The following is a 25,020-nucleotide window of genomic DNA, read 5'->3' as shown; positions in this document are numbered from 1 at the left end:
CCGAGGTCGACATACAGGGCGTTCTATGCACCCGAGTTAGTACGCACTTAGTTGCATACGCACCTGAGTGCATAGATACTTTTGACATGGCACTCGAACATGCGTTGCTCGTCTCCCTTTCCGAACAGGATGCGTCGGGATACGACCTCACACGCCGGTTCGACAAGTCGATCGGCTTCTTCCACAGCGCGACCCACCAGCAGATCTACCGAGTCCTCAAGCGAATGGACGAGGCCGGCTGGGTGGAGGTGGAGGCCATTGCGCAGGACGGCCGCCCGGACAAGAAGATGTACCGCGTCAGCGACGCCGGCCGCGCCGAACTGACCCGATGGATCGCCGAGCCGTCCGAACCGAACCACCTGCGCAACGAGTTGGCCATCAAGATCAGGGCCGCAGCGCACGCCGATCTCCCCGCTCTACGGCGTGAAGTCGCTCGCCACCGCGACGGCCACGCCGCCCGCCTCGACGTCTACCGACTCATCGAGAAGCGTGACTTCCCCAATCCAGCAGCACTTTCCGGCTCTTCGCTGCATCAGTACCTCGTACTTCGCGGCGGCATCCGCGTCGAAGAAGGCTTCACCGACTGGTGCCAAGAAGTTCTGGACGCATTGCCCACTGGCGAGAACGCCACGGAAGGAAATTTCCAGCCATGACGGATACACAGTTCCCCCGCCTGCTCGAACCGCTCGACCTCGGATTCACGACGCTGAAGAACCGCGTCGTCATGGGATCGATCCACACCGGCCTCGAGGATCGCGCGAAGGACACCGACCGCTTGGCCGAGTACTTCGCCGAACGCGCACGTGGCGGTGTCGGTCTGATCATCACCGGCGGCTACGCACCGAACCGCACCGGTTGGCTGTTGCCGTTCGGCGCCAAGTTGACCAACCGCGTCGACGCGCGTCGTCACCGCCGGATCACCAAGGCGGTTCACGACGCGGGTGGAAAGATCGCTATGCAGATCCTGCACGCGGGCCGATACAGCTACCAGCCGTTCAGTGTGTCCGCGTCGTCGATCAAGGCGCCCATCAACCCGTTCCGACCGCGCAAGCTGACCGGCCGCGGGGTTCGTTGGCAGATTCGCAACTACATTCGCTGCGCGCGCCTGGCCAAGTCCGCGGGTTACGACGGCGTCGAAATCATGGGCGGTGAGGGCTACTTCATCAACCAGTTCCTCTGCGAGCGCACGAACAAGCGCACCGACCAGTGGGGCGGCAGTTCCGAGAACCGTCGACGCCTTGCTGTCGAGATCGTGCGACGCACACGCAAGGCCGTCGGCCCGAACTTCATCATCGTGTTCCGGTTGTCCATGGCAGACTTGGTCGAGGGTGGTCAGACCTGGGATGAAATCGTCTCATTGGCAAAGGAAGTCGAAGCTGCCGGCGCCACGATCATCAACACCGACATCGGGTGGCACGAGTCACGGGTGCCCACCATCGTCACCTCGGTTCCCCGAGCAGCCTTCGTGGACATCACCGGCAAGCTCGAGAAGCACGTCGACATTCCGGTAGCGGCCTCGAACCGGATCAACATGCCTGAGACTGCGGAAGAGATCCTCAACCGCGGTGACGCACAATTGATTTCCATGGCCCGGCCGATGCTCGCCGATCCCGACTGGGTGAACAAGGCCGAGCGCGGAGCCTCCGACGAGATCAACACATGCATCGCCTGCAACCAGGCCTGCCTCGACCACGCATTCGTGCACAAGCAGGTCTCCTGCCTGCTCAATCCGCGCGCGGGCCGTGAGACCACACTGATCCTCTCCCCCACTCGGCGGACCAAGAACCTCGCCGTGGTCGGCGCCGGCCCCGCCGGACTTTCCGCAGCGCTCAATCTTGCTCAGCGTGGTCATTCGGTCACGTTGTTCGAGGCTTCGGACAAGATCGGCGGACAGTTCGGGATCGCACAACTCATTCCCGGTAAAGAAGAGTTCGCCGAAACCATTCGCTACTACACGCGCATGCTGGACGTGGCCGGAGTGACGGTCAAGCTCGAAACCCGCGTCGCACCAGCAGATCTCATCGGATCCTTCGACGAAGTGGTGGTTGCCACCGGAGTGACACCGCGCGTTCCCAAGATCCCCGGCATCGAGAACCCGAAGGTGCTGACCTACGCCGAGGTCGTCCGAGAGGGCAAGCCGGTCGGTAAGTCCGTCGCCGTCATCGGTGCCGGCGGCATCGGCGTCGACGTCAGCGAATTCCTCACCCATCCGACCTCCCCCACCCTTCATCTGAAGGAGTGGAAGCAGGAATGGGGCGTTACCGAACCCGAGATGGCGCCGGGCGCGCTCACCACACCGGTACCTGAACTCTCCGAACGTGAGGTCTACCTCCTCCAGCGCAAGCCCGGACGCATCGGTGCCGGACTCGCGAAGACCACGGGCTGGGTCCACCGGGCAGCCCTCAAGAACAAGGGCGTGCACGAACTCTCGGGCGTCAACTACGAGCGCATCGACGACGCCGGTCTGCACATCACGTTCGGTGAGAAGCACGAGAAGCCCCGGCTCCTCGAGGTCGACACCATCGTCATCTGCGCCGGGCAGGAATCGGTTCGCGACCTCGTGGACGAACTGACCGTCGCGGGTGTGGCGACCCACATCATCGGCGGCGCCGACGTGGCAGGAGAACTCGACGCCAAGCGTGCCATCGAACAGGGCACACGACTGGCCGCGAAGATCTGACCGGCTACGCTGACTGATCGTGAGCCTGCCGACACCCACAACCACAGCCCGCGCCGTCGTGACCGGCGCCTCCTCCGGCATCGGAGAGGCACTGGCCGCTGATCTGGCATCACGCGGACACTCCCTGATCCTTGTCGCCCGTCGCGGCGAGGTCATGGAGGCCCTCGCCGAGAAGCTTCGCGCCGCGCACGGCGTCGAGGTGGAAGTCCGTGCATCGGACCTCTCCGACAGCACGGCGCGTGCCGTTCTCGTCGAGGAGCTCGGTGGCCGCGACATCAGCATCCTGTGCAACAACGCCGGGATCGCCACCTTCGGCCCGATCGCCGAACTGGACCCCGCATACGAGCGTGACCAGGTCGAGCTCAACGCCGTCGCGGTGCACGACCTCACCCTGGCCGTGCTGCCCGGCATGCTCGCCCGCAGGTCCGGAGCGATCCTGATGGTCGGTTCCGCGGCCGGCAACATGCCGATCCCCAACAACGCGACGTACGCCGCAACGAAGGCGTTCGTGAACACGTTCGCGGAATCGTTGCGTGGTGAACTCAAGGGCACCGGCGTGAACGTCACCCTCCTCGCTCCGGGCCCCGTACGCACCGAAACTCCGGACCCGGCCGAAGCGTCCATCGTCGACAAGCTCGTTCCGGACTTCTTCTGGATCTCGAGCGAGTACACCGCCAAGGTCTCGCTCGACGGCCTGGCCGAGAACAAGATGCGCGTCGTACCGGGCATCTTGAGCAAGGCGATGTCCGTCGCGGGCGGTTACAGCCCGCGTGCCGTCGTTGCGCCCATCGTGGGCACGTTCTACAAGAAGCTCGGCGGCTGATTCACTCAAACTTCTCAGAGCAGGCCATAGAAGACCATATAGTCGGTTAATGGCGATGCGAAGAACACTGGCAGTCGGGGCAATCCTTCTTTTGACCGGAGGGTTGCCCTTACTGCTGCCCACGGCAGCGAATGCATGTTCGTGCGCATCATCGGCTACCCCGGAAGAAGCCGTGAGCGTCTCCAGCACCGTTTTCCTCGGGACTCCGACGAAGAAAACTTCGGACGGGTTCGAGGACACCTACCTGTTCGACGTCAGCCGGGTCTACAAAGGCGATCTGGCATCGGTGACGTCGGTGGGGACACTCGCGAACGGGAACGGTTGTGGCACAAGCTACGTGCTCGGCACCGAGCAGCTGATGTTTGTTTCGGCGCCGTACGACGTCGACGCCGAGCACGAGGGGCACAGCTGCGGGCCGGCTACCGAAACCGGGTTCGACATCCAAGCGGCGGTCGAGTCCGTGTACGGCGCCGGTTACGCCCCACGCGCCGGCGGAGTTCAGTCCGTTGGCGTATCCGTCGACAGATCGGCGGTGATCGGCGGAACCGTGGCAGTGGCATTACTCGCGGTGCTCGGCTGGTTCGGATGGAAGCGGCGAGGGAAACAGTGAGTCGAGGCCGTCAGAGCCGCGTCAACCTCGTTCGACGGCGCGTCAAGTAAGCGTCAAGACTCCTCCCACCGGCGATCGTCGGGAGTAGATCTGAAAGTAGCCCGCAACACGGCGGGTCACCTTCAGGAGATCGACGTGACGCTACTCGAAATCTTCCCCTCCCTACGCGGCGCAATGACACCTCGTATGGATCCTGCGTTGTGGCCCATCAGCACTCGCCACGATCAAAGCGGGCGTGTCTGCATCGGCGACGTCTCCCTCGAAGAGATCGCAGACCAGTACGGCACACCGACGTACGTTGTCGACGAGGCGGACGTGCGGCACCGCTGCCGCACGTATCGAGAGATTTTCCCCGACTCGGAGATCGTGTACGCCGGCAAGGCACTGATGATCCGTGCGATGGCTAGCTGGGTCTCCGACGAGGGTCTCGGGGTAGACGTCTGTTCGGCCGGCGAACTTGCCATTGCTCTGGCCGCGGGCGTGGACCCGAAGCGAATCATCCTGCACGGCAATGCCAAATCGGTTGCCGAACTGAGAGCAGCAGTCAACGCCGGTGTCGGCCGAATTGTCCTCGACTCCCCCAGCGAAGCGGTACGCCTGGCGTCGGTGTGCACCCGCCCGCAGAAGGTGCTGATCAGAGTCACACCCGGCGTCGACATACACGGACACAAGGCAGTGTCCACCGGCATCTTGGACCAAAAGTTCGGTTTACCAGCATCTTCCGAAGAACTGGAACGTACGGTGTCCGTCGTCGCCACCGCGACGCACCTGCAACTCATCGGCCTGCATTGCCATCTCGGCTCCCAGATCACCGATCCCGAACACTTCCGCCCCGCGATCGAGACGATGATCGCGCAGATGGACGACATTCGACGCACACACCGAATCATCCTCACCGAACTCGATCTCGGCGGGGGGCACGGGATCGCGTACCTACCGGGAGATGCCCAACTGGATTTGACCCGCCTCGCTCACGTCATCGACGACAGTCTCGACGACGCCTGCACTCGAAATCGCTTCCCTCGCCCCGAAATCGTGCTCGAACCTGGCCGGGCGATCGCTGCGCGCGCCGGGGTCACGCTCTATCGCGTACAGAACATCAAGTCGATCAGCGGCGGACGGACTTTCGTTTCCGTCGACGGCGGGATGAGCGACAATCCGCGGGTGTCGTTGTACGACAGCCGTTACGACGTCGAACTGGTGAACCGACATTCGAGCGCACCGCTCCAGGAGGTCACGGTCGCCGGGCGGCACTGCGAATCGGGCGACGAAATCGTCGTTGGCGCCAGGCTTCCCGCCGACCTACACGAAGGCGACCTGCTGGCAGTGCCGTGTACAGGCGCCTACCACCACAGCATGGCGTCCACCTACAACAGCGTCGGCCGGCCGCCCGTCGTCGCTGTGCTCGGCGGTATTGCGCGGCCGTTGATCAGGCGCGAATCGATCAACGACCTGCTGGCCCGCGAGGTCGGTATCTGACCTCGCGGGCGTCGAACCCTCAGCGCTTGCGGCGGCTACCGGTCCCGAAAATGTTTCTCGAAATCTCCCGTCCCGCAGCCGAAGCCGCGGAGCGCAGGAAACTCTTGACGGCCGAGTTGCCCAAGATCTGCTCGGCGATATTGGGGCCCTCCGGTTCGGCCGGCGGCGGTGGCGGCAGGTCGGGTAGCGACGGCAGATCCAGGGACTGATCCGCCGTCGGAGCACCGGCCACCTTCGCCGTCAACTTCTCGTACGCCGATTCGCGGTCGATCGTCTGGCCGTACTTCTGATTGAGGGGACTCGACGACGCAGCCGCCTTGATCGCGTCGTTGCCGATGGTGTCCATCAGCGACCTCGGAGGACGAATCTTGGTCCAGGCCACCGGCGTCGGCGCACCCTTCTCCGAGAGCACGGTCACGATGGCTTCACCGATGCCGAGTGAAGTCAGCGCCTTCTCCAAGTCGTAGTGCTCGGTCTTCGGGTAGGTGCGGACAGTCTTGTTGAGTGCCTTCTGGTCGTCGGGCGTGAACGCACGAAGAGCATGCTGGACGCGCGCACCCAACTGCGACAGAACCGAATTGGGAATATCGGTCGGAAGCTGCGTGCAGAAGAACACGCCGACTCCCTTCGAGCGAATCAGCTTGACTGTCTGTTCGACCTGCTGCAGGAAGGCCTTCGACGCGTCCGCGAACAGAAGGTGCGCCTCGTCGAAGATGAACACCAGCTTCGGCTTGTCCAGATCTCCCTCTTCGGGCAGCGTCTGGAACAGATCCGCGAGCACCCACATCAGGAAGGTGGAGAACATCGCCGGGCGCGCCGCCTGGGCACCGAGTTCGAACAGCGTGATCACGCCGGCACCGCCGACGACCCGCAGCAGATCCTCGGTTTCGAGTTCCGGTTCGCCGAAGAAGGTGTCACCGCCATCGGCTTCGAGGTTGACCAACGCGCGCAGAATCACTCCTGCCGTAGCCGAGGAAACTCCGCCGATACCCTTCAGATCCGCCTTGCCCTCAGTACTCGTCAGGTGGGTGATGACCGAACGCAGATCCTTGAGGTCCAGCAGTGCGAGGCCCTGAGTGTCGGCCCAGTGGAAGATCAGTCCGAGAGTCGATTCCTGTGTCTCGTTGAGGCCCAACACTTTACTGAGTAGGATCGGCCCGAAGCTGGTGATCGTCGCGCGCACCGGGATACCGATTCCGTCAGTACCCAACGACAAGAACTCGACCGGCATCCCTGCGGGAGTCCACGAATCGTCGCCCGTCTCGACTGCGCGAGCCTTCATCTTTTCGCTTGGTTCCCCCGCCTTCGACAGCCCCGAGAGGTCGCCCTTGACGTCGGCCATCACGACCGGCACACCCGCGGCGGACAGCTGCTCGGCAATGCCCTGCAGCGTCTTGGTCTTGCCGGTACCCGTCGCACCGGCGATCAGGCCGTGACGGTTGATCGTCGCCAACGGAATCCGCACCCGCGCGGAGGGATCTGCCACTCCGTCGATCACCACCGAGCCGAGCTCGAGTGCCCGCCCCTCGGATGAGTAGCCCGCCGCGATTTCAGCTGCAGCACCCGACGGCGTCGCGGCAGCGGGGGTGTCGGGGGTGGCTCCTGCGGATGCTTCGGCCTCAGCGGCAGCAGCTTCCTTCTCCGCTTCCTCAGCAGCTGCCGCAGCTTCAGCGGCAATCCGAGCGGCTTCGGCAGCGGCGGCCTTTGCAGCTTTCGCCTTCTCCGCCGGCGTCAGCGGCGCGGCTCCGTCCTTCGGATCCACGGTCATCGAAAGCCCTCCTCGTTGCAATGCGGCGAAGTTCTTGTCATCACCCGAGCGCAGTCCTGCACGCACCCGAGTTTCCACCGCAGACCTTATCCCGCGCCCACGCGCACTACTGTGTTCCTGGTGCAGGACAAATTGGTATGGATCGATTGTGAAATGACCGGGCTGCGACTCGAGTCCGACAAACTCATCGAGATTGCGGCTCTGGTGACCGACAGCGACTTGAACATCTTGGGCGAAGGTGTGGACATCGTCATCCACGCCGACGACGACGCGTTGGCTGCCATGCCCGACGTCGTGAAGAAGATGCATGCAAAGTCGGGACTGACCGAAGAGGTCCGAAAGTCGACGGTCACCCTCGCCGAGGCGGAGAAAGAAGTGCTCGCGTACATCCGCAAACACGTTCCCGTCGCCGGTACGGCGCCCTTGGCAGGTAATTCCATCGCCACCGACCGCGGGTTCATCTCACGCGACATGACGGCGCTGGACACCTACCTGCACTACCGGATGATCGACGTCAGCTCCATCAAGGAACTCTCCCGCCGCTGGTACCCGCGAATCTACTTCGGTCAGCCCGAAAAAGGTCTCGCCCACCGAGCGCTCGCCGACATCAAGGAATCCATCCGCGAACTCAAGTACTACCGCGGCACTGCATTTGTCGCGGCGCCCGGACCGTCGAGCGCGGAGATCGCAGCCGTCGTAGAGGGCTTGGGTCCCGCCTGACCTGCCGATTGGCATCCTGACCGACTTTCGCGCTAGTATCTCTTTCGTCAAAGCAGCCGGGTCAAACCGGTGGCCGAGGCAATGGTGGGCGTAGTTCAGTTGGTAGAGCACCAGGTTGTGATCCTGGCTGTCGCGGGTTCGAGTCCCGTCGCTCACCCAAGCGGAACCCCCGAGAATGTCGAAAGACATTCTCGGGGGTTCTTTTGGTTTGTGCCCCCACCCCATCCCATCCCTAAACTCCCCCTCCACAGTCGGGTGAACGTATCGCTCCCCTTTTCTGACAGGGGCAGCGATACGTTCACCCGAAGTGGGTGGGGTGGCGACCGCGACAAATCGCGCGCACCCGAGCAACCCGTGCCCGGGCAGAGCGAACGCACCTCTCAGCGCCTCAGATAGACCGAGAGGCACTTTCGCTCGCAAAAGGTGTGCAGATGCAGAATGCCCCCAACCGGACGGTCGGGGGCATTCTGACGTTCAGTGCTTCAGCGGCGCGCTCAGACGTCCGCGTTGCCGGTCTTCCAGACGCTCCACGGGATGTTCCAGTCGCCGAGGCCGTCGGTGCCGGAGAGCGTGCCGCCGACGGTGTTCTTGACCACGACGATGTCTCCGCGCTTGGTGTTGTCGTAGACCCACTTGGCGTTGGACGGGCTCAGGTTGAGGCAGCCATGGCTGGTGTTGGAGTAGCCCTGCTGCCCGACCGACCACGGCGCCGAGTGGAAGAAGATGCCGCTGTAGGACATTCGGGTCGCCCAGTCGACGGGAGTCTTGTAACCCTGCGCCGAGGTGACCGGGACGCCGTACGTGGACGAGTCCATGATCATGTTCGCGAAGCGGTCACCGATGATGTAGACGCCGTTGTCGGTGGGAGTGCTGTCCTTGCCCATGGAGGTGGGCATGGTCATGACAGTCTCACCGTTGACCTGGAAAGTGACCTGCTTGGTGTTGTCGTCCGCCGTGGCGATGACGGCGTCACCGATGGTGAAGGAACTCTTCGCGTCTTCCTGCCCGAAGACTCCCTTTCCGAGATTGCGTCCGTACACGTTGACGCTCACGTCGACCTTGGTGCCCGGTGCCCAGTAGTTCTCCGGACGCCAGCGGACCTCACGATTGTTGACCCAGTAGAACGCACCTTCGACGGCCGGAGTCGTGGTGACGGTGATCGCCGCCTCGGCAGCCTTGCGATCGGGGATGTTCTCGTCGAACTGCACGGCGATGGGCTGACCGATGCCGACAACGTCGCCCTCGTTCGGCAGGACGTACGGCTTGGTGACGTTGCCGGGCGCGCTGGTGGTGAAGGATGTGACCGTCGTACTGGCGCCGCCCAATCCGAATGCGCGGGCCTCGATTTTGTACTTGCGGTTGTAGCCGAGTGGCTCGGTAGTGGTCCACGACGCACCGTCGGCAGCAATCGCGCCGGCAACTGCCTTGCCGTCCTGATTGACCATCGTCACGTCGGACAGAGCGCCGTCAGCGACGTTGATCTTGACCGGGTCGCCCGGCGAGAAGCCGACAGCGCCGTCGGCAGCGGTCGAGGTGAGCTTCGGCTTGATGAGTTCGGTGAGCGGATTGGAATCGATCGGCGCCGACCCTTCGGTACTGACGTCCTTGCCGCCCGACGTGCACGCGGTCATCAGAACGAGAGCACCGAGAGACGCCGCGATCATCGCCGCGCCCTTCGACGCTCGACCGTTCCCCCCGCGCACGGACAGACCCCACCTTTGACGACTCATCGTTCGACTCCGCTTCACAATTTCTCCGACTAACTTCCGCGTCACATGCGAATCCCACTTACCGGAAGGCAAGTGGGACTTGCGGTATGACTGCGCTGCACCAATGATGCCAGGCGCGCTCGTTACCAACGGTCATGAAAGGCCACGCCGTCAGTAACGTTCAAGTATCAATCGCTCCGAACCGTCCGTTTTGTTACCGCTTTCAGCGGATTTCCTCCGATCGGACTACAGCGGTGACGCCTCCACCTGGCGATTTGCTCCCGAACCGGCGATTCGGCTAATGTTCTGTCTCGCAAGAGCGAGCGCCTATAGCTCAGTTGGTAGAGCAAGTGACTCTTAATCACTGGGTCCGGGGTTCGAGTCCCTGTGGGCGCACTTGCAAAGGTCCCCACCTTCTTCGGAAGGTGGGGATTTTTCTTTGTGTCGTGGTGAACAGGTTGTGGTGAATAGACTTCACAGTTATCGGAACCACGGCCTGGAGGATTGATGACCGAGCGCGAAACCACACCGGGCAGCGAGCTGGCATTTGCCGGTGTGGCGGGTCAGACCGCTCTGATCCGGTCCGGAGAAATATCGGCCCGCGAGCTCACCGAGAACACACTTCGCCGTATCGAACGCCTCGATTCGACGCTCAATGCTTTTGTGCGAGTTCTCGCAGACGAAGCGCTCGACGAAGCGACACGTCTCGATCAGCGCCAGGCCGACGGCCACAGCCTGGGCCCACTGCACGGAGTTCCGATCGCGATCAAAGACGAGAACGACGTCGCCGGAACGCCGACGACGTACGGCGGTGCGGCAGCAACTCGCATCGCCTCCGCTGACTCGGAGGTCGTGCGCCGTTTGCGCGAGGCCGGCGCGGTGATCGTCGGCAAGACGACGATGCCCGAGTTCGGCATCTGGCCCTTCACCGAGACCGCCGCAAACGGCTACACCAGAAACCCTTGGGACACTGGCGCATCCACCGGCGGATCGAGCGGAGGATCTGCGTCGGCCGTCGCCTCGGGAATGGTCGCGGCGGCGATAGGCGGCGACGGCGGCGGTTCCATTCGATTGCCTTCGGCTTTCTGCGGCCTGTTCGGACTGAAAGCGCAGCGTGGCCGGGTAAGTACCGCGCCGAACCGAAACCTCTGGCGCGGACTCGGCACGCTCGGCCCTCTCACTCGTTCCGTGGAGGACAGCGCACTCGTGTACGACGCGATCACCGGCACCACCGGGACCGACGACTACACAGCCGAAACGCTCGGCACCAGCTTTGCCGAGTCGGCCGCGTCGGCTCCCGGGCCGCTTCGCATCGCGGTGTCCACCCGGAGTCCGGTCCGGGGAGTCCGCCCGTCACCGGAGGTTATTGCCGCGGTGCGCTCGATCGCAGAGATGTTGAGCGCGTTGGGACATCACGTCGAAGAACACGACCCCGAGTACCCGGATGCAACTGCGGCATTTCTCCCCCAGGTGCTCGGCGGCGTCCGCGACGAGGCACTGCGCGTCGATCATCCGGCGCTCCTCGAGAAGCGCACGCGCGCACTCGCAACCATCGGCCGGATTGCCGCCCCCGAGCGCGTCGGGAAATTCGCGTACCGCAAAGGTAAGCGAATTGCAGCGACGGTCAACCAGGTCTTCGACACCTTCGACCTGGTCCTGATGCCGACGACGCCCGCCTTGCCGCGCCCGATCGGACAGCTCGAAGGAACCGGCCTTCTGTCCGCAGTCCGTAAGGCGTTGCCGATCGCCGCCTACTGTTCGATCTGGAATGTCTGCGGTAATCCGGCAGCCGCCGTACCCGCCGGCTTCTCCGAACGCGGGCTCCCCCTGAGCGTTCAACTGGTTGCGCGCAGCGGTGGTGAACCGACGATTCTCGCAGTCGCACAGCAGTTGGAAAGCACCGTCCGCTGGCCGCATTCGCGCCCGCCACACTCGTGAATTACAGAGGCGATGTAACCATCGTCACCACGATGAACACGCGTTTTGCAAACTCCCGAGCCTGTCGGCTAATGTTCTGTCTCGCAAGAGCGAGCGCCTATAGCTCAGTTGGTAGAGCAAGTGACTCTTAATCACTGGGTCCGGGGTTCGAGTCCCTGTGGGCGCACTTGCAAGAAGGCCCCCACCTCACGAGGTGGGGGCCTTCTTCATGTACTGCCTACGAAAACTCGGGTCAGCGAATGATCTTCCGGACCACGAGTAGTCCCACCACCGAACCGACTGCGATCAGCGCGTACTTCACTGCCGGCTCGTTGAGCTTGGCGAGCACCGTCTTCTTGGTGTTCTCGACCAGCCGCTTCGGGTTGGTGCGGACCGTCAGTTCGTCGAGTGTGCTCGCGAGCTGGTTACGCGCCTTCTCGATCTCGCGCTCGATGCTCTCGGTGTCCCTGGGCACGTGTCCTCCAACTTGTCTGTGTTCTGCTGCTCTGTGTGCGGGTCTGCTGTGCGGACGCAGCGCGCCGACACTTCGCTCTACCGTAGAGGAGCAGAATGCCCTCGCGCCCACCTGCCGCGCAATTTCTCGACTAACCTCGATTCCCGTGACCGAGAACAGTAGATTGTCCGCCGGCGACGTCGCGCCGGATTTCACGCTCCCCGACGCCGACGGCAACGAGGTTTCGCTCCACGATTACCGCGGCCGCAAGGTCATCGTGTACTTCTACCCCGCGGCCAGCACCCCGGGGTGTACCAAGCAGGCCTGCGACTTCCGTGACAGCCTCGCCGAACTCAACGGCGCCGGCCTCGAAGTCATCGGAATCTCACCGGACAAGCCCGCCAAACTCGCGAAGTTCCGCGATACCGAAGAGCTGACCTTCCCGCTTCTCTCCGATCCCGAGAAGGCGACGCTCGAAGCCTGGGGCGCGTTCGGTGAGAAGAAGATGTACGGCAAGACGGTCCAGGGCGTCATCCGCTCGACGTTCCTCGTCGACGAGGAAGGCAAGATCGAGGTGGCCCAGTACAACGTCCGGGCCACCGGCCACGTCGCCAAGCTACGACGCGATCTGTCGGTCTAACTCCCGTACCTGGTCAAGAACAGCGCTTCCGCGAAAGCGAGATTCTCGATCTCCGACGGGTCGACGCTTTCGTCAGGTGCATGAATGCGGCACTGCGGTTCCTCGACGCCGATCAACGCGATCTCCGCGTCGGGGAACTGCTCGGCCAGTGCACTGCACAGCGGTATCGATCCCCCTTGTCCGGCAAATCCCACTTCCCGGCCGTAGGCATCGGTGAGCGCGGACTTCAGCTGCGCGAAACCTGCCCCCTCCGTCGAGGACGAGAACGGCGATCCCGTCGATTCCGGTACGACCTCGATGTGGACGCCCCACGGCGCCGCTGCCAGGAGGTGGTCTGTCAACAACTTCTGTGCCTGCGCCGGATCCGTGCCGGGCGGGACGCGAAGATTCAGGCGTGCGGACGCGCGTGGCGTGATCGCCGCCGCCGAGCCCACGACCGGCGGGCAGTCGATACCCAGAATGGTCAACGCCGGACGAGCCCACACCTGCTCGGCGACCGAACCGGAACCCGTCAGCTGCACACCGTTGAGTACTCCCGCATCGGAGCGGAACTGATCGTCGTCGTAGCCGACCCCGGCCCATTCCTGGTCGTTGGTCAAGCCTTCGACGGTGGTGTTTCCGTCGCTGTCGTGCAACGTCGACAGAATGTGCACCAGCGCGGTGATCGCATCGGGCGCCGGCCCACCGAAGACACCGGAGTGAATCTCACCCTCGAGCGTCGACACGTGGACCACCACGTTGGCGATCCCGCGTAGTGACGTCGTGATCGTCGGCTCCCCGACCTCCGTGTTGCCGGTATCGGCGATCAGGATCATGTCTGCCGCGAAGAGTTCCGGCCGCTCGCGCACCAGATCCTCGAGACCGCCGGTCCCCATCTCCTCCGAACCTTCGGCGACGATCGTCAGATGCGCGCTCGGATCCACACCGGCAGCGGAAAGCGCTCGCAGCGCCGTCAAATGCATGACGACGTTGCCCTTGCAGTCGGAAGCACCGCGTCCGTACCACCGTCCGTCTCGCTCCGTGAGCGTGAAAGGCGGCGAGCCCCAGAGCTCTTCGTTTCCGGGCGGCTGAACGTCGTAGTGGCAGTACAGCAGAACGGTCGGGGCACCGGCCGGGCCTGGTCGACGCCCGACGACCGCGGCCGAACCGTCGGAGGTCTCGATCGCCTCGATATCGGCGAAACCCTGATCACGGAATGCCTCCAGCACCCAATGTGCCGCGGCTGCGCATTCTTCCGGCGGGTACTGCCGTGCATCGGCGACGGACTTCATCGCCACAAGTGCACTCATATCTTCACGGGCACGCGCCATGAGTTCACGTACCGCGGTTCGCAGTTCTTCCGTCATCGTCTCCCTCTCCTCGGCATCGAATCTCGGTGTGCCCGAAGAATCTCAGTCTGCCCGAATCAGACGAACGGAGTCGGCAGGATCGCCGCTGCGCCACACCGCGCAGCAACCTCTTCGGCTACTGGACAGGTGGTCACCTAGTATCGAGGTGTGGCAACAGCATCGGGACTCGTGTGCGCGCACCTGCGCGGTGCGTTTCGACCGATCACGACCGCCGAAGTAGGTGGCCGATGACACCGGATAACGCACAAGTCCCAAATTCGACAGAAAACACCGATAGCCTGGAAGACGTGCAGCCCACGACTCGTCACCGCGCGCGGCGGCGAGTCGACCCTGCACTGGAGAATCCCCAAAGCCTCGAAGAACCGCAGGAACTGCTGCCGCGCAAGCGTCCGACGCAAGAACGCAGCCAGCGTAAATTCGACGCCCTCCTGGCGGCGTCACGTGAACTCCTCACCGATGTCGGATTCGAATCGTTCACCTGTGAAGAAGTCGCGGCGCGTGCTGACGTCCCGATTGGGACGCTCTACCAGTTCTTCGCGAACAAATACGTCATCGTCTGTGAATTGAACCGCCAGGACCTCGTCGGGGTCCAGCACGAGCTTGCCCAGTTCGGCGGCGAAGTGCCCTCGCTCGACTGGCTGCGGTTCCTGAACAGTTTCGTCGATCACATGGCCGGGCTGTGGACGTCTGATCCGTCGCGCCGCGAGGTCTGGCTGGCGATGCAGTCGACACCGTCCACGCGGGCCACCGGCGTCATTCACGAGAAGCAGTTCGCCGAGACGGTCGCGAAAATGTTGGGCCCGTTGACGCCGCGTACGCGGCGAGATCGTCGCCTGATGATGGCGGAAGTCCTTGTCCACGTAGTGTATTCGATGCTCAATTTCTCGGTTCAGGACGGTCAGTCACATGCCGACGCGGTCGCCGAACTGAAGAGGCTCATGATCGCGTATCTCCTTGTTGCCGAGAAGGAATCGCGCACGAAGGACTAGTCGAACGACAAAGAGCCGGTCTCCCTTTGGGAGACCGGCTCTTTCGTGTCCAGTGGTGTTACCCAGGTTCGGATTCGATGACCGCGAAGGCGCCGGCCATGTCTCCGTCGTGAGTGAGTGAGATGTGGATCTTCACTCCGGTGAGGTGTTTGGCCACGTCACCGCGAAGCCGGATGCCGGGGCGACCCCAGGCGTCCGAGACGACTTCGATCTGATTGTGGATCATCTCCCCCAGCACCGGCGGGCTGGCGAAGAGAGCAGTCGACCAAGCCTTGATCACTGCTTCCTTCGCTGCCCACCGCGCCGCGAAGTGTCGTGCCGGTTCGGAGCTCCGGGTAGCGGCGTCTCGACGCTCGCCCGGTGTGAAGTTGTCGAGCATTGCCGTTCCCGGCCTGTTCAATTGCTCGGCGAACTCCGACACCGTCACGAGGTCGAAGCCGATACCCAGAACTCCCATACCGTGATTATTACTTGCAGCCGGGCAGATTCGAGCGGTACACCTGATCTGCGCCGAGTCGTGCGTCCTCGCTCAGCAGCATGTCCGCTTCGAGCTGACGCGACGCCTTGGCCGGCGTTCCGTCGGCGCCGAGGCGACGATCCGCCGGACGCTCGTAGAGGCTGTCGCCGCCGCACATCGCCTTGGTGAGGCGACGCTGACCGTCGATCGTCCGCTGCTGCGCCGCCGCAACATAATCCGCGCGCTTGTCGGCCGGAACCGACTCGACGAATGCCTGCGGGTGCACGACTGCGATCAGTCCGGAAACGTGACCGAAGCCGAGGCTGGTCAGCAGGCCGGCGCGCAGCGGAAGCTGCTCACCGAACTTGAGCGGCTGACGCGCCCACACGAGGTGCTCGAACTCGGCCATCTTGTCGTCGACGCAGTCGAGGCTGCGGTTCGGCGGGACGATGCCCTGGCTCAGTACCTGGCAGAGTCCGATCAGCTGGAAGGCTGCGGCACCACCCTTCGCGTGACCGGTCAGGCTCTTCTGCGAAACCACGAACATCGGCGCGCCTTCACTGCGTCCCAATGCCCCGGCGAGGCGCTCGTGCAGCTCTGCCTCGTTGGGATCGTTGGCGGCAGTGGAGGTGTCGTGCTTGGAGATCACGGCGATGTCGTCGGCGCTCACTCCGAGAGCGTTGAGCGAGAGTGCGAGCTGTGAATCCGCTCCCCCACGTCCGGCGCCCAGTGCTCCGAGTCCCGGTGCCGGGATCGAGGTGTGGACACCGTCGGCGAACGACCCGGCCCAGGCGACCACACCGAGGACGGGCAGACCCATCTCGAGTGCCAGGTCACCGCGAGCGAGCAGAATCGTTCCGCCACCGGCCGACTCGACGAATCCGCCGCGGCGACGATCGTTTGCCCGCGAGAAGCGGCGATCTTCGATGCCCTTAGCGTGCATGTCCTCGGTCTTCGCAGTGGCCGACATGTCACCGAAGCCGATGATGCCTTCCGTGCTCAGATCGTCGAACCCGCCGGCAACAACCAACTGCGCCTTGCCGAGTCGGATCTTGTCGACGCCTTCTTCGACGGATACCGCTGCCGTGGCGCAGGCGGCGACGGGGTGAACCATCGCACCGTAGCCGCCGACGTACGACTGAACGACGTGCGCGGCAATGACGTTCGGCAGCGCTTCCTGCAGGATGTCGTTCGGGCGGTTCTCGCCGAGCAGCGTGTCGATGTACAGGCTCCTCATGGAGGTCATGCCGCCCATGCCGGTGCCCTGCGTGTTGGCGACCAGGCTCGGGTGTACCCAGCGGAGCAGTTCGCTCGGGGTGAAGCCGCCGGTGAGGAAGGCGTCCACCGTTGCGACGATGTTCCAGAGACCGACGCGGTCGACCGAATCTGCCATGTCGGCGGGGATGCCCCACTTGGTGACGTCGAAGTTGGTCGGGATCTGGCCGCCGACGCTACGAGTCAGCTTCATCTTGCGCGGGACGCGGATCTCGGTGCCTGCGCGGCGGGTGACCGTCCAGTCTCCGGACTCGGCGGAAACCGTCGCCGTCGTGTTCTCCGGATCGGACTCGACGAAGGCCTGAGCTTCGGCCTCACTGCCGACCACAAAGCTCAGATCCTTGTCCAGGAACACGGAGGTGAGCAGCGGAGCGGTGTTGTCGATCATCGCGCCCTCGTCGACGTAGCGGCGGATGCCGCAACGCTCGACGACTGCGTCGTGGTACTTGTCGGCGATTTCCGCCTCGGGTACCAGGTCACCGGATTCGACGTCGTACCAACCCGGCTTGGGGTCGTTCTCCCAGACGATGAGTCCGGTGTTCCACGCCAATTCGAGAACGCCTGCGGCAGAAAGCTGCTCGTCGACCTCCATCTCGAAGCGGGTACGCGAGGAACCGTAGGGTCCGAGCTCTCCGGCGCCCACGATGACCACGAGGTCCGCGGGGGTGACGTCCAGTTCGGGCCAGCTCGGAGCCTTGACCGAGTCGTCGATGCGAGCCGGCGCGGGCAGTGCCAGGATGCTGGACTCGTCCACTGCCTCGTCGACAGCTTCGGCGATCTCGGCAACCTCGGCAGCCTCCTTGGCCAAAGCACCCAGATCCAGGTTGGCCTCGGACAGTCCGCCGGTCAGGTCGACCTCGAGCGGAGCCTCTGCAGCAGCGCGACGCGACTCACGCGTTGCCGTCTTCAGCAGTTGGGTCGCCATTTCCTGCGTGGACCAGGTGCGGACGCCCGCTGCTTCGACAGCGTCGACGATCGGATCGTTGTGCCCCATGAGTCCGGTTCCGCGAACCCAACCGATGACGGCGTGTGCCAACGTGACCCGCTCGGCCCAGTTGCGCTCGGCCTTCCAACGGTTCACCACGGCGATCAGCGAAGCCTTGGCCTCACCGTAAGCACCGTCGCCACCGAATGTTCCGCGGTTCGGCGAACCTGGCAGCACCACGTGCAGGTGCGTGTCGACGTCGCTGTCGTAACCGATCTTCGAGAGACCGCCGATGAGGCGCTCCACAGACCAGAGCAACACGCGCATTTCCATTTCGGCGCGAGCGCCGGCGTCGGAAAGTTCACCGCCGACACGGGGAGCTGCGAACGGGAAGAGCATCGTCGGCGTCATGGCCGGCTTGATGAGCTTCTTTGCGCCGCCTGCGTTCTCGGTGGCCTCGTTGCCGATCCAGTCGATCAGTGCGTCGACGTCGGTGTACGACGCCATGTTCGCGGGAACCACCCAGAGGGCGGCACCGGCGCGAGCGTTCTCGCGGTACAGGTCGCGGTAGAAGCCGAGACGCTGACCGTCCAGTCGCGAAGTGGTCACGAATACCGTTGCGCCACCGGCAAGGAGCTTGCCTGTGACCGCTGCCGCGATGGAGCCCTTGCTGGCGCCGGTCACGACTGCGACCTCGCCTGCCCATTCGGGTGCGTCGGATTCTGCCGCCGTAGCCGCATCAGCGATGCGGGTGTAGACCTCGGCGAGCGCCGTGCGGCCTTCGCCGGTTGCACGGGCAGCCCACCACTTCGCCTGGGCGGCAACGGTGTTACCGGCTCCAATGAAGTTCTCGACCGAGAGGGTCTCACTGCCCAGCCAGATACGCGCAAGATCCTCACGCGCACTTGCCCAGCGGTCGTCGAGCAGCACAGCCTTCTGCGCGTCGAATGCCGGAGCAACCAAACGCGGCCAGTCGGAGCCGAGTTCAGCCGAGACCAGGTCGACCAGTTCGGTGTCCTCGACCGTCGCGACTGCTGTTTCTTCGTTCAGTCCGAGCTGCTCGAGCACCAGGCGTGCGGCCGAGGCCAGAACGCCGTTGCGACCGGTGATGTTCTCGGTGAACTCACCCAGAGCGGCTGCGTCGACGGTTCCGCCGCTTCCGCCGCCGGTAGCCGGCAACGAGACGCTGACTCCGCGAGCAGACCCGACCGAGGCAACTGCGCTGTCGATGACTGCGTCCACTGCTACAGCGTCGGCCAGTGCGCCGGAGCTCAGGCCACCGAGGTCGCCGCCGCGGATGCTGGCGCCGTCACGGGTACCGAGAGCCACTGCTGCGGTGACGTGGTGTGCCCAGCCGTCGCCCAGTTCCCAGACCTTCTTGACGCGGTCGGCGATGTAGCCGGGGCGCTTGCCCGAGGGGCCGAAGACCTTGCGCAGGTGATCGTTGATCGAATCGGAGAGCACCGGTCCGAACGGCTTGTACGTGCGGGCGAGCTTGTCGACGGTTGCTCCCAAGGAGCCCATGTCGGCGTCTGCGGCACCGTCGATGGCGCCGAGAGACAGCTCGGAGCCGAGGTCGACCAAGAGCTGGTTACGACGCGAGGAGACGCCGTCGCAGAGTGCTTCGATCGTGTCGGCGGGGCCGACCTGATCGGGACGGAGCTTGGTCCACAGGCTGATCAGGACCTTCGTGGCGTCGGGCGCCTTGAAGGTGAGGTCGTCCGGACGCGGTCCGCCCGAAGGTGCAGCGGGAGCAGCAGCGACCGGAGCGGCAGCTGCGGCAACCGGAGCAGCCTGCGCGGCAGGGGCTTCGATCTCGTCGTCGTCATCGACGGCCGGATCGACGTCGGTGCCGTAGACGATCGCAGCTTCACGCTCGACGTTGAGAACCTCGACCGGGTAGCCGAAGCGGCCCGGCAGCTTGAGGGTCTGCGACGCCAGGTTCGCGACGGTCGGGGCAGCGCCGAGACCGATCTCGACGAAGCGCTCGACCCCGAGTCCACCTTCGGACTCGTCGCCGAACAGCAGGTCCTGCGTCTCGATCCAGCGAACCGGGCTGGCGAACTGCCACGCCAGTAACTCGATCAGGATGATGCGGGACAACTCGTGAGTGCGCGTTGCGTAGCGCTCGAAGTCTGCGAGGACTTCCTGCAGCGGCTCGGACGGCACCAAGTCGGCGATTTCCTGAACGAAGTCACGACGCAGCGAGAACGGCTTCGGAACCAGGTTCGGGATGTAGCGGCCGATCAGGATGTCCGGGTCGATGTCGTGCGGGAGCAAGTCCTGCAGGCATACGCGGAAGTCCGCGACGCCGCCGCGAAGCACGGTGGAGTGGAACGGAACGTCGATGCCGGGGACCTGGATGTATGCCCGCTTGCCACCGAATTCTGCGCGGCGACGGTCGATTTCGATCTCGAGTGCGTCGAGACCGGCTACCGAACCGGCGATGGCGTACTGGCTGCCACGCAGGTTCAGGTTGACGATTTCGAGGAACTCACCGGAAGCCTCGGCGACACCGGCAACGAAGCCCTGCACGTCGTCGTCGGAAACACCGATCTGCGACGGGCGAATAGCGGCCATGCGGTAGTCGGAGCGTCCGGCTTCGTCACGGGGAACGAGCTGGTGCATCGCAGAGCCACGCTGGAAGACGACCTCGAGAAGTGCTTCGAGCGGGAAGACCTCGGCAACAGCGGCGAGTGCGTTGTACTCACCGACCGAGTGACCGGCCAGAAGCGAATCCTCGATGAAGGTTCCGGACTCGCGCAGCTCGGCAACCTGAGCAACACCGAGAACGGCCATGGCCACCTGGGTGAACTGCGTCAGGTGAAGGACGCCGTCGGGATGCTTGTGCTCGACACCGCGCGCCTTGACGGTCACCGGGTTGTCGCGCACGACAGCGAGGATCGAGAATCCGAGTGCCTTGCGGGTGTGCTTGTCGGCACGCTCCCAGACGTCGCGCGCGGCCTTGGAGCGGGCGCGGGCGTCGAGGCCCATGCCCGGGCGCTGGATGCCCTGGCCGGGGAAGGCGTAGACGGTCTTGGGTGCGGCGGTGCGACCGGTGGCGACCATGACCAGTTCGCCGTCGATGCGGCAGCCTACCTCGACGATTTCAGCGCCCTGGTCGATACCGACACGGTCGACGCGGACGTCGATCTCGGCACCGGGGCGAACCATCCCGAGGAAGCGGGCGGTCCAGGCGGTCAGGCGGCGCGGCGGAACGCGGGTCTCGGCCGGGTCGACTGCGGTGACAACCTGCTGCGCTGCGGCGGAGAGCCACATGCCATGCACGATCGGGGTTCCGAGTCCGGCCAGCAGAGCGGCGTTGTCGGAGGTGTGAATCGGGTTGTGGTCACCGGAAACCTGAGCGAAGGCGCCCATGCTGACCGGCGCGAGGATCTTCGCGTCACGGCGACGACGACGTGAGGTGTCGACAGCCGCATCGCTGATCGATCCACCGGCGCGAGCCGGGTCGGCGAGTTCTCCGGCACCGGTGCGGCCGCGGATCGCGAAACGCTCGGTCATGGTGACGACTGCGGGGGCGTCGAGGCCCTCGCCGAGCATGGCACCGACCTCGACCTTGACCTCGACGACGCGACCGAGGTCGGTGTCGAGAACCGAGGCGACCTCGGCGTTGACGACGAGAATGCTTGTCTCGGAGGGAAGCTCACCGACGAAGTCGACGGTGTGGTCGAGGTGGACCAGGTCGAGCATGCCTTCGATGACGGAAAGACTGTCGAGCTTGGCTGCGCCGAGGACGGCGAAGACCGCGGGCCAGCATGCTCCGACGACGACGTCCGGAACAGCCTTGCCGCTGACACTGAGCGTGGCGGGCAGGCCGGAACCGGTGACACCGGCGTGATCGGCGATGCGATCGGGAACCCACGCGACGTTGAGTCGGGCCTTGCCGTTCTTGACTGTCGGAAGTTCCTGTCCGGCAGCAACTGCCAGCAGCGCGGACATCGCACCTTCGGCGTCTGCCTCGGTGACAACCGGAGCGCCGCCGTCGATCACGGACTCGGGGATGGTGATCGTGATGTCGACGGACTTGTCCGCCACCAACGGAACCGAGAGCAGCACGTGCGAGGAATCGACGACGGTCAGGCTGGACCCGGTGGTGCCGTGTACTGCCTTGTCGGCAGACTCCGCACTCCACTCCTCGAGGTCGCCGAGACGACGGACGGGGTTCTGGGTCAGGCGGCCGGCCCACTGGAGGTCAGGAGCCGAGAGGACGGCGTCGAGAAGTCCGGGTGCGGAATCCTGGTGGCGACGGCTCGCAAGTGCAACCGGAGTGGTTCCGGCAGCAACCAATTCGTCGTAGGTGGCCTTCTCGAAACGATCGAGCAGGTCGCCGACCGGCTCGTCGACACGGGTGATGCCGGCGACGGCAACGGTGCCGGGGATGACGCAAACCTGATCGGCGGTGTAGCGGGGATCGTGTGCCTGCCACAGGGAGTCGCTGCGCCACCAGCGACGCACGTCACCGTCGACAACGGGAACGAAGTTGACCGGCTTGCCCGGTGTCTTGCAGAGCGAGATGAAGAACGAGACGTCTGCGGGATGCAGAACGGTCGTCGAGTAGTCCGGGTACGACGCCTGCAGTGCGCAGATCGCAGCCTCGGGACGCTCGAGGGTCTCGGCATCGCCGAACAGTGTGGGGATGGGACCGCGGTCGACCGGGTGCAGTCGCGCCTCGGCGCGCTGGAGCATCTCGCCGAAGCGAGCACGCCAGGTGATGTCGAGCCACGGGCTCGAGGTCGCCTCGACGATGGCGTCCTGAATATCTGCGCCGCAGTCGAATTCCTTGGCGGCGTCGATCCCGACGGTCAGCTCGAGGTAACGACGCAGCCACTGGGCGTACGTCATGGTCTCGACGTCGCCGAAGTACGGCTTGGCGGTGACGTCGAGGGCGGCGATGATCTCGTCGCGGCGCTCGGCCACTGCCTCGGAATCGCCGGCAACCTCGTCGAGGAGGCGTCCGGTACGCGAAGCCGCGTTGTCGATCTCGTGGATGTCGGCACCGAGCTGGCTACGGCCAGAGGCCATTCCGCCTTCGGCAGTACCGGCACCGACCCAGTCCGGCGTACCGGGTGTGTCGACGAGAAGCTGCTTGACCTCGGGAGAGGTGGTGGCCTCGAGAGTCGCCATGGCTGCAGTGCCGACCAGGATGCCGTCGACGGGCATGGCCGGGAAACCGGCTGCGGCAGACCAGCGTCCGGTCAGGTAATCGGCTGCGCGCTCGGGTGTTCCGATGCCGCCGCCGACGCAGATGACCAGGTTCGGACGCGTGCGCAGTTCGGCGTACGTGTCGAGGAGCAGGTCGTCGAGGTCTTCCCACGAGTGGTGTCCGCCGGCGCGGCCGCCTTCGATGTGGACGATGACCGGGAAGTTCGGAACCTCGTTGGCAATGCGGATCACGGAGCGGATCTGCGCCACGGTGCCGGGCTTGAACGCGATGTTGGTGATGCCGATCTCGGACAGCTCGTCGATGAGGGCAACAGCCTCTTCGAGTTCCGGGATACCGGCGGTGACGATGACGCCGTCGATGGGAGCACCGGCAGTACGGGCACGCTGCACGAGGCGCTTGCCACCGAGCTGCAGCTTCCACAGGTACGGGTCGAGGAACAGGGAGTTGAACTGGACCGCGCGGCCCGGCTCGAGCAGCATCTTCAGTTCTGCGACACGGTCTTCGAAGATCTCTTCGGTGACCTGTCCGCCACCGGCGAGCTCGGCCCAGTGACCGGCATTGGCTGCCGAGGCAACGATCTTGGCGTCGACCGTCGTCGGCGTCATGCCTGCGAGCAGGATCGGCGAACGACCGGTGAGCTTCGTGAACGCGGTCTCGACGCCGATGCGGCCGCCGGGGAGCGCAACGGGCTTCGGCGCGAATTCGGACCACGAACGTGAGACCTCAGGCGCAGCACCGGGAGTGAGCAGATTGCGGTGTCCACCGCGGGTGGCTGCGGCGATGATGCCGACGCCCTGTCCACGCAGCGAAGAGGACGTCATGCGGGTCAGCTGATCGCTGGGTCCGAGATCGAGAATCCACTTGGCGCCGGCGGAAATTGCACCGTCGACAGCCTCGACCCAGTCGACCGGATCGACGAGGACACCCTGCGCGAGTTCGCGCGCACGGTCCGCGTCGAGACCGCAACGTGTTGCCCAGCTGCCGACCAGTTCGACGGCCTCGGCCAACGCGGGGTGATGGAAGCCGATTTCGGTGTCGAGCGGATCGAAGGACGGAGCGAAGACGGAACCGCCGCGCTTCTTGCCCTCACGCTCGCGGGCTTCTTCGGCTTCGATCTGCTCGCAGCGCTCTTGCACACGTGCCAACTGAGCGGGCGGTCCGGCAAGGACGACACGGCGACGGCCGTTGCGGATGGCGAGAACAGCTGCACGCTCGGGCGCAACACCCTCGGCAAGCTCGGCGACGATGGCAGCGAGACGCTCGGGATCGACACCCGAGACCGCAACCATCGGTTTCGCGGACGCGCCGGCGATGACGCCGCGGCGACGGCCGACCAAGCTGGCAGCAGCACCGACGAGTTGTGCGACGGCGAGGAGCTCACCGTCGTCGTTGCCCTGGGCGGCTACGGCAGCCGTGGCAAGAAGGCCCTGCGAGTGGCCGATGACGGCAGCAGGCGGGTTGCCGGCTACATCCAGACCCTGAGCGGAGAGGGCACGCAACGCCGCAAGCTGCGTGAGGAAGACACCGGGTAGCGACACCGGAGCTGCGGTGAGCGCTGCAGCGGAAGGTCCCGCCGACTTCTCACCTTCTTCTTCGTCGACGATCTCGGCTTCGAGCATCCACGCGATCGGATCGAATCCGACCGGGCGAACCACGAGGAGATCCTGTGCGACCGGTGCAAGGCGTGCGGCTGCGTCATTGACCAGATCGGTCAGAACGGGTTCCAGGCCGTTGTCACGGCTAAGCTCCTCGAGCGAGGTGAGCCAGGGAGCGCCCTGTCCACCGAAAGCGATTGCGTAGGAAACGCCGTTGTTCAGCGAATCGACGAGGGCACCTTTGCTGGTCGTGCGGGACTGTCCCCCATCGACGCCGAAACGGCGTCCACCCTTCGAGTCGCGTCCGTTTCCTGTAGGTGTCGTGTCATCGATCGTCACGCGTACGTCCTCTCCTGGTCACCTCTGCGGCGAGGTGGGATTTGCGGTGTGCCGCCCGGCTGAAGTGCTCGCGAATTCGTCGAGAGAATCGACGGAGTCAGGGCGT

General features: G+C 64.5%; 15 protein-coding genes and 3 tRNA genes. 12 read left to right on the top strand and 6 right to left on the bottom strand.

Translation table 11 applies throughout. The annotated features are described in order from the left end of the window. Window positions 1-86 precede the first annotated feature (86 nt). The 5 genes from ACFQ6H_RS19530 to lysA all read left to right on the top strand — a co-directional run bounded on the left by ACFQ6H_RS19530 (window position 87) and on the right by lysA (window position 5,592). Window positions 87-653 (top strand): PadR family transcriptional regulator, encoded by a 567-nt coding sequence (locus tag ACFQ6H_RS19530; protein WP_378648006.1) that lies wholly within the window; start codon window positions 87-89, stop codon window positions 651-653. Next, a complete protein-coding gene (locus tag ACFQ6H_RS19525) occupies window positions 650-2,680 on the top strand; it encodes an FAD-dependent oxidoreductase (RefSeq protein WP_378648004.1) in 2,031 nt (676 codons plus the stop codon). The genes ACFQ6H_RS19530 and ACFQ6H_RS19525 overlap by 4 nt, the downstream gene beginning before the upstream one ends. 19 nt (window positions 2,681-2,699) lie before the next feature. Beyond that, window positions 2,700-3,503 (top strand): mycolate reductase, encoded by an 804-nt coding sequence (cmrA, locus tag ACFQ6H_RS19520; protein ID WP_378648002.1) that lies wholly within the window; start codon window positions 2,700-2,702, stop codon window positions 3,501-3,503. 172 nt (window positions 3,504-3,675) lie between these two features. Continuing rightward, the gene (locus ACFQ6H_RS19515; RefSeq protein WP_378648000.1) at window positions 3,676-4,113 is read left to right on the top strand and encodes a hypothetical protein; all 438 of its coding nucleotides are present in this window, start codon (window positions 3,676-3,678) and stop codon (window positions 4,111-4,113) included. 135 nt (window positions 4,114-4,248) lie between these two features. Further along, complete coding sequence (gene lysA, locus ACFQ6H_RS19510; RefSeq protein WP_378647998.1) at window positions 4,249-5,592, top strand: diaminopimelate decarboxylase; 1,344 nt, start codon at window positions 4,249-4,251, stop codon at window positions 5,590-5,592. A gap of 19 nt (window positions 5,593-5,611) precedes the next feature. On the opposite strand, the gene ACFQ6H_RS19505 is transcribed toward lysA, so the two are convergent. Beyond that, window positions 5,612-7,360: a helicase HerA-like domain-containing protein gene (locus tag ACFQ6H_RS19505; protein ID WP_378647996.1), complete on the bottom strand. Its 1,749-nt coding sequence runs from the start codon at window positions 7,358-7,360 to the stop codon at window positions 5,612-5,614. A gap of 120 nt (window positions 7,361-7,480) precedes the next feature. On the opposite strand from ACFQ6H_RS19505, the gene orn reads away from it, so the two are divergent. Both orn and ACFQ6H_RS19495 read left to right on the top strand, forming a co-directional pair. After that, on the top strand, window positions 7,481-8,080 hold the full coding sequence (orn, locus tag ACFQ6H_RS19500; protein WP_024487359.1) for an oligoribonuclease: 600 nt from the start codon (window positions 7,481-7,483) through the stop codon (window positions 8,078-8,080). 84 nt (window positions 8,081-8,164) lie between these two features. Further along, window positions 8,165-8,237, top strand: a tRNA-His gene (locus ACFQ6H_RS19495). 337 nt (window positions 8,238-8,574) lie between these two features. On the opposite strand, the gene ACFQ6H_RS19490 is transcribed toward ACFQ6H_RS19495, so the two are convergent. Next, window positions 8,575-9,744 (bottom strand): Ig-like domain-containing protein, encoded by a 1,170-nt coding sequence (locus ACFQ6H_RS19490; protein WP_125052658.1) that lies wholly within the window; start codon window positions 9,742-9,744, stop codon window positions 8,575-8,577. Between the two features lie 368 nt (window positions 9,745-10,112). Here ACFQ6H_RS19490 and ACFQ6H_RS19485 point away from each other — a divergent pair. From ACFQ6H_RS19485 to ACFQ6H_RS19475, 3 genes are all read left to right on the top strand, one after another. Beyond that, window positions 10,113-10,185, top strand: a tRNA-Lys gene (locus ACFQ6H_RS19485). 111 nt (window positions 10,186-10,296) lie between these two features. After that, complete coding sequence (locus ACFQ6H_RS19480; protein WP_378647994.1) at window positions 10,297-11,727, top strand: amidase; 1,431 nt, start codon at window positions 10,297-10,299, stop codon at window positions 11,725-11,727. A 93-nt stretch (window positions 11,728-11,820) separates the two neighbouring features. Then, a tRNA-Lys gene (locus ACFQ6H_RS19475) sits at window positions 11,821-11,893 on the top strand. Between the two features lie 66 nt (window positions 11,894-11,959). On the opposite strand, the gene ACFQ6H_RS19470 is transcribed toward ACFQ6H_RS19475, so the two are convergent. Next, entirely contained in the window at window positions 11,960-12,181 is a 222-nt protein-coding gene (locus ACFQ6H_RS19470; RefSeq protein ID WP_003945299.1) for a DUF3618 domain-containing protein, read from the bottom strand. Between the two features lie 145 nt (window positions 12,182-12,326). Between ACFQ6H_RS19470 and bcp the strand changes: the two genes are divergently transcribed. Further along, window positions 12,327-12,800, top strand: a complete 474-nt coding sequence (gene bcp, locus ACFQ6H_RS19465) for a thioredoxin-dependent thiol peroxidase (RefSeq protein WP_007733290.1) — start codon at window positions 12,327-12,329, stop codon at window positions 12,798-12,800. On the opposite strand, the gene ACFQ6H_RS19460 is transcribed toward bcp, so the two are convergent. Then, entirely contained in the window at window positions 12,797-14,146 is a 1,350-nt protein-coding gene (locus ACFQ6H_RS19460; protein WP_378647992.1) for a dipeptidase, read from the bottom strand. The two genes, bcp and ACFQ6H_RS19460, sit on opposite strands and share 4 nt — an antisense overlap. A gap of 290 nt (window positions 14,147-14,436) precedes the next feature. Between ACFQ6H_RS19460 and ACFQ6H_RS19455 the strand changes: the two genes are divergently transcribed. Further along, window positions 14,437-15,138, top strand: a complete 702-nt coding sequence (locus ACFQ6H_RS19455; protein ID WP_003945379.1) for a TetR family transcriptional regulator — start codon at window positions 14,437-14,439, stop codon at window positions 15,136-15,138. Between the two features lie 58 nt (window positions 15,139-15,196). Here ACFQ6H_RS19455 and ACFQ6H_RS19450 read toward each other — a convergent pair whose 3' ends face one another. Together ACFQ6H_RS19450 and ACFQ6H_RS19445 are read right to left on the bottom strand one after the other, a co-directional pair. Continuing rightward, entirely contained in the window at window positions 15,197-15,595 is a 399-nt protein-coding gene (locus tag ACFQ6H_RS19450; protein ID WP_378647990.1) for a holo-ACP synthase, read from the bottom strand. Window positions 15,596-15,605: 10 nt separating this feature from the next. Further along, window positions 15,606-24,914: a fatty acid synthase subunit beta domain-containing protein gene (locus tag ACFQ6H_RS19445; RefSeq protein ID WP_378647988.1), complete on the bottom strand. Its 9,309-nt coding sequence runs from the start codon at window positions 24,912-24,914 to the stop codon at window positions 15,606-15,608. Window positions 24,915-25,020: the final 106 nt, after the last annotated feature.

The organism is Rhodococcus sp. NPDC056506 (assembly GCF_042794945.1).
Classification (GTDB): Bacteria; Actinomycetota; Actinomycetes; order Mycobacteriales; family Mycobacteriaceae; genus Rhodococcus_F.
The sequence above is the reverse complement of the archived record's forward strand: the minus strand, read 5'-3'. Positions and strand labels throughout refer to the sequence as shown.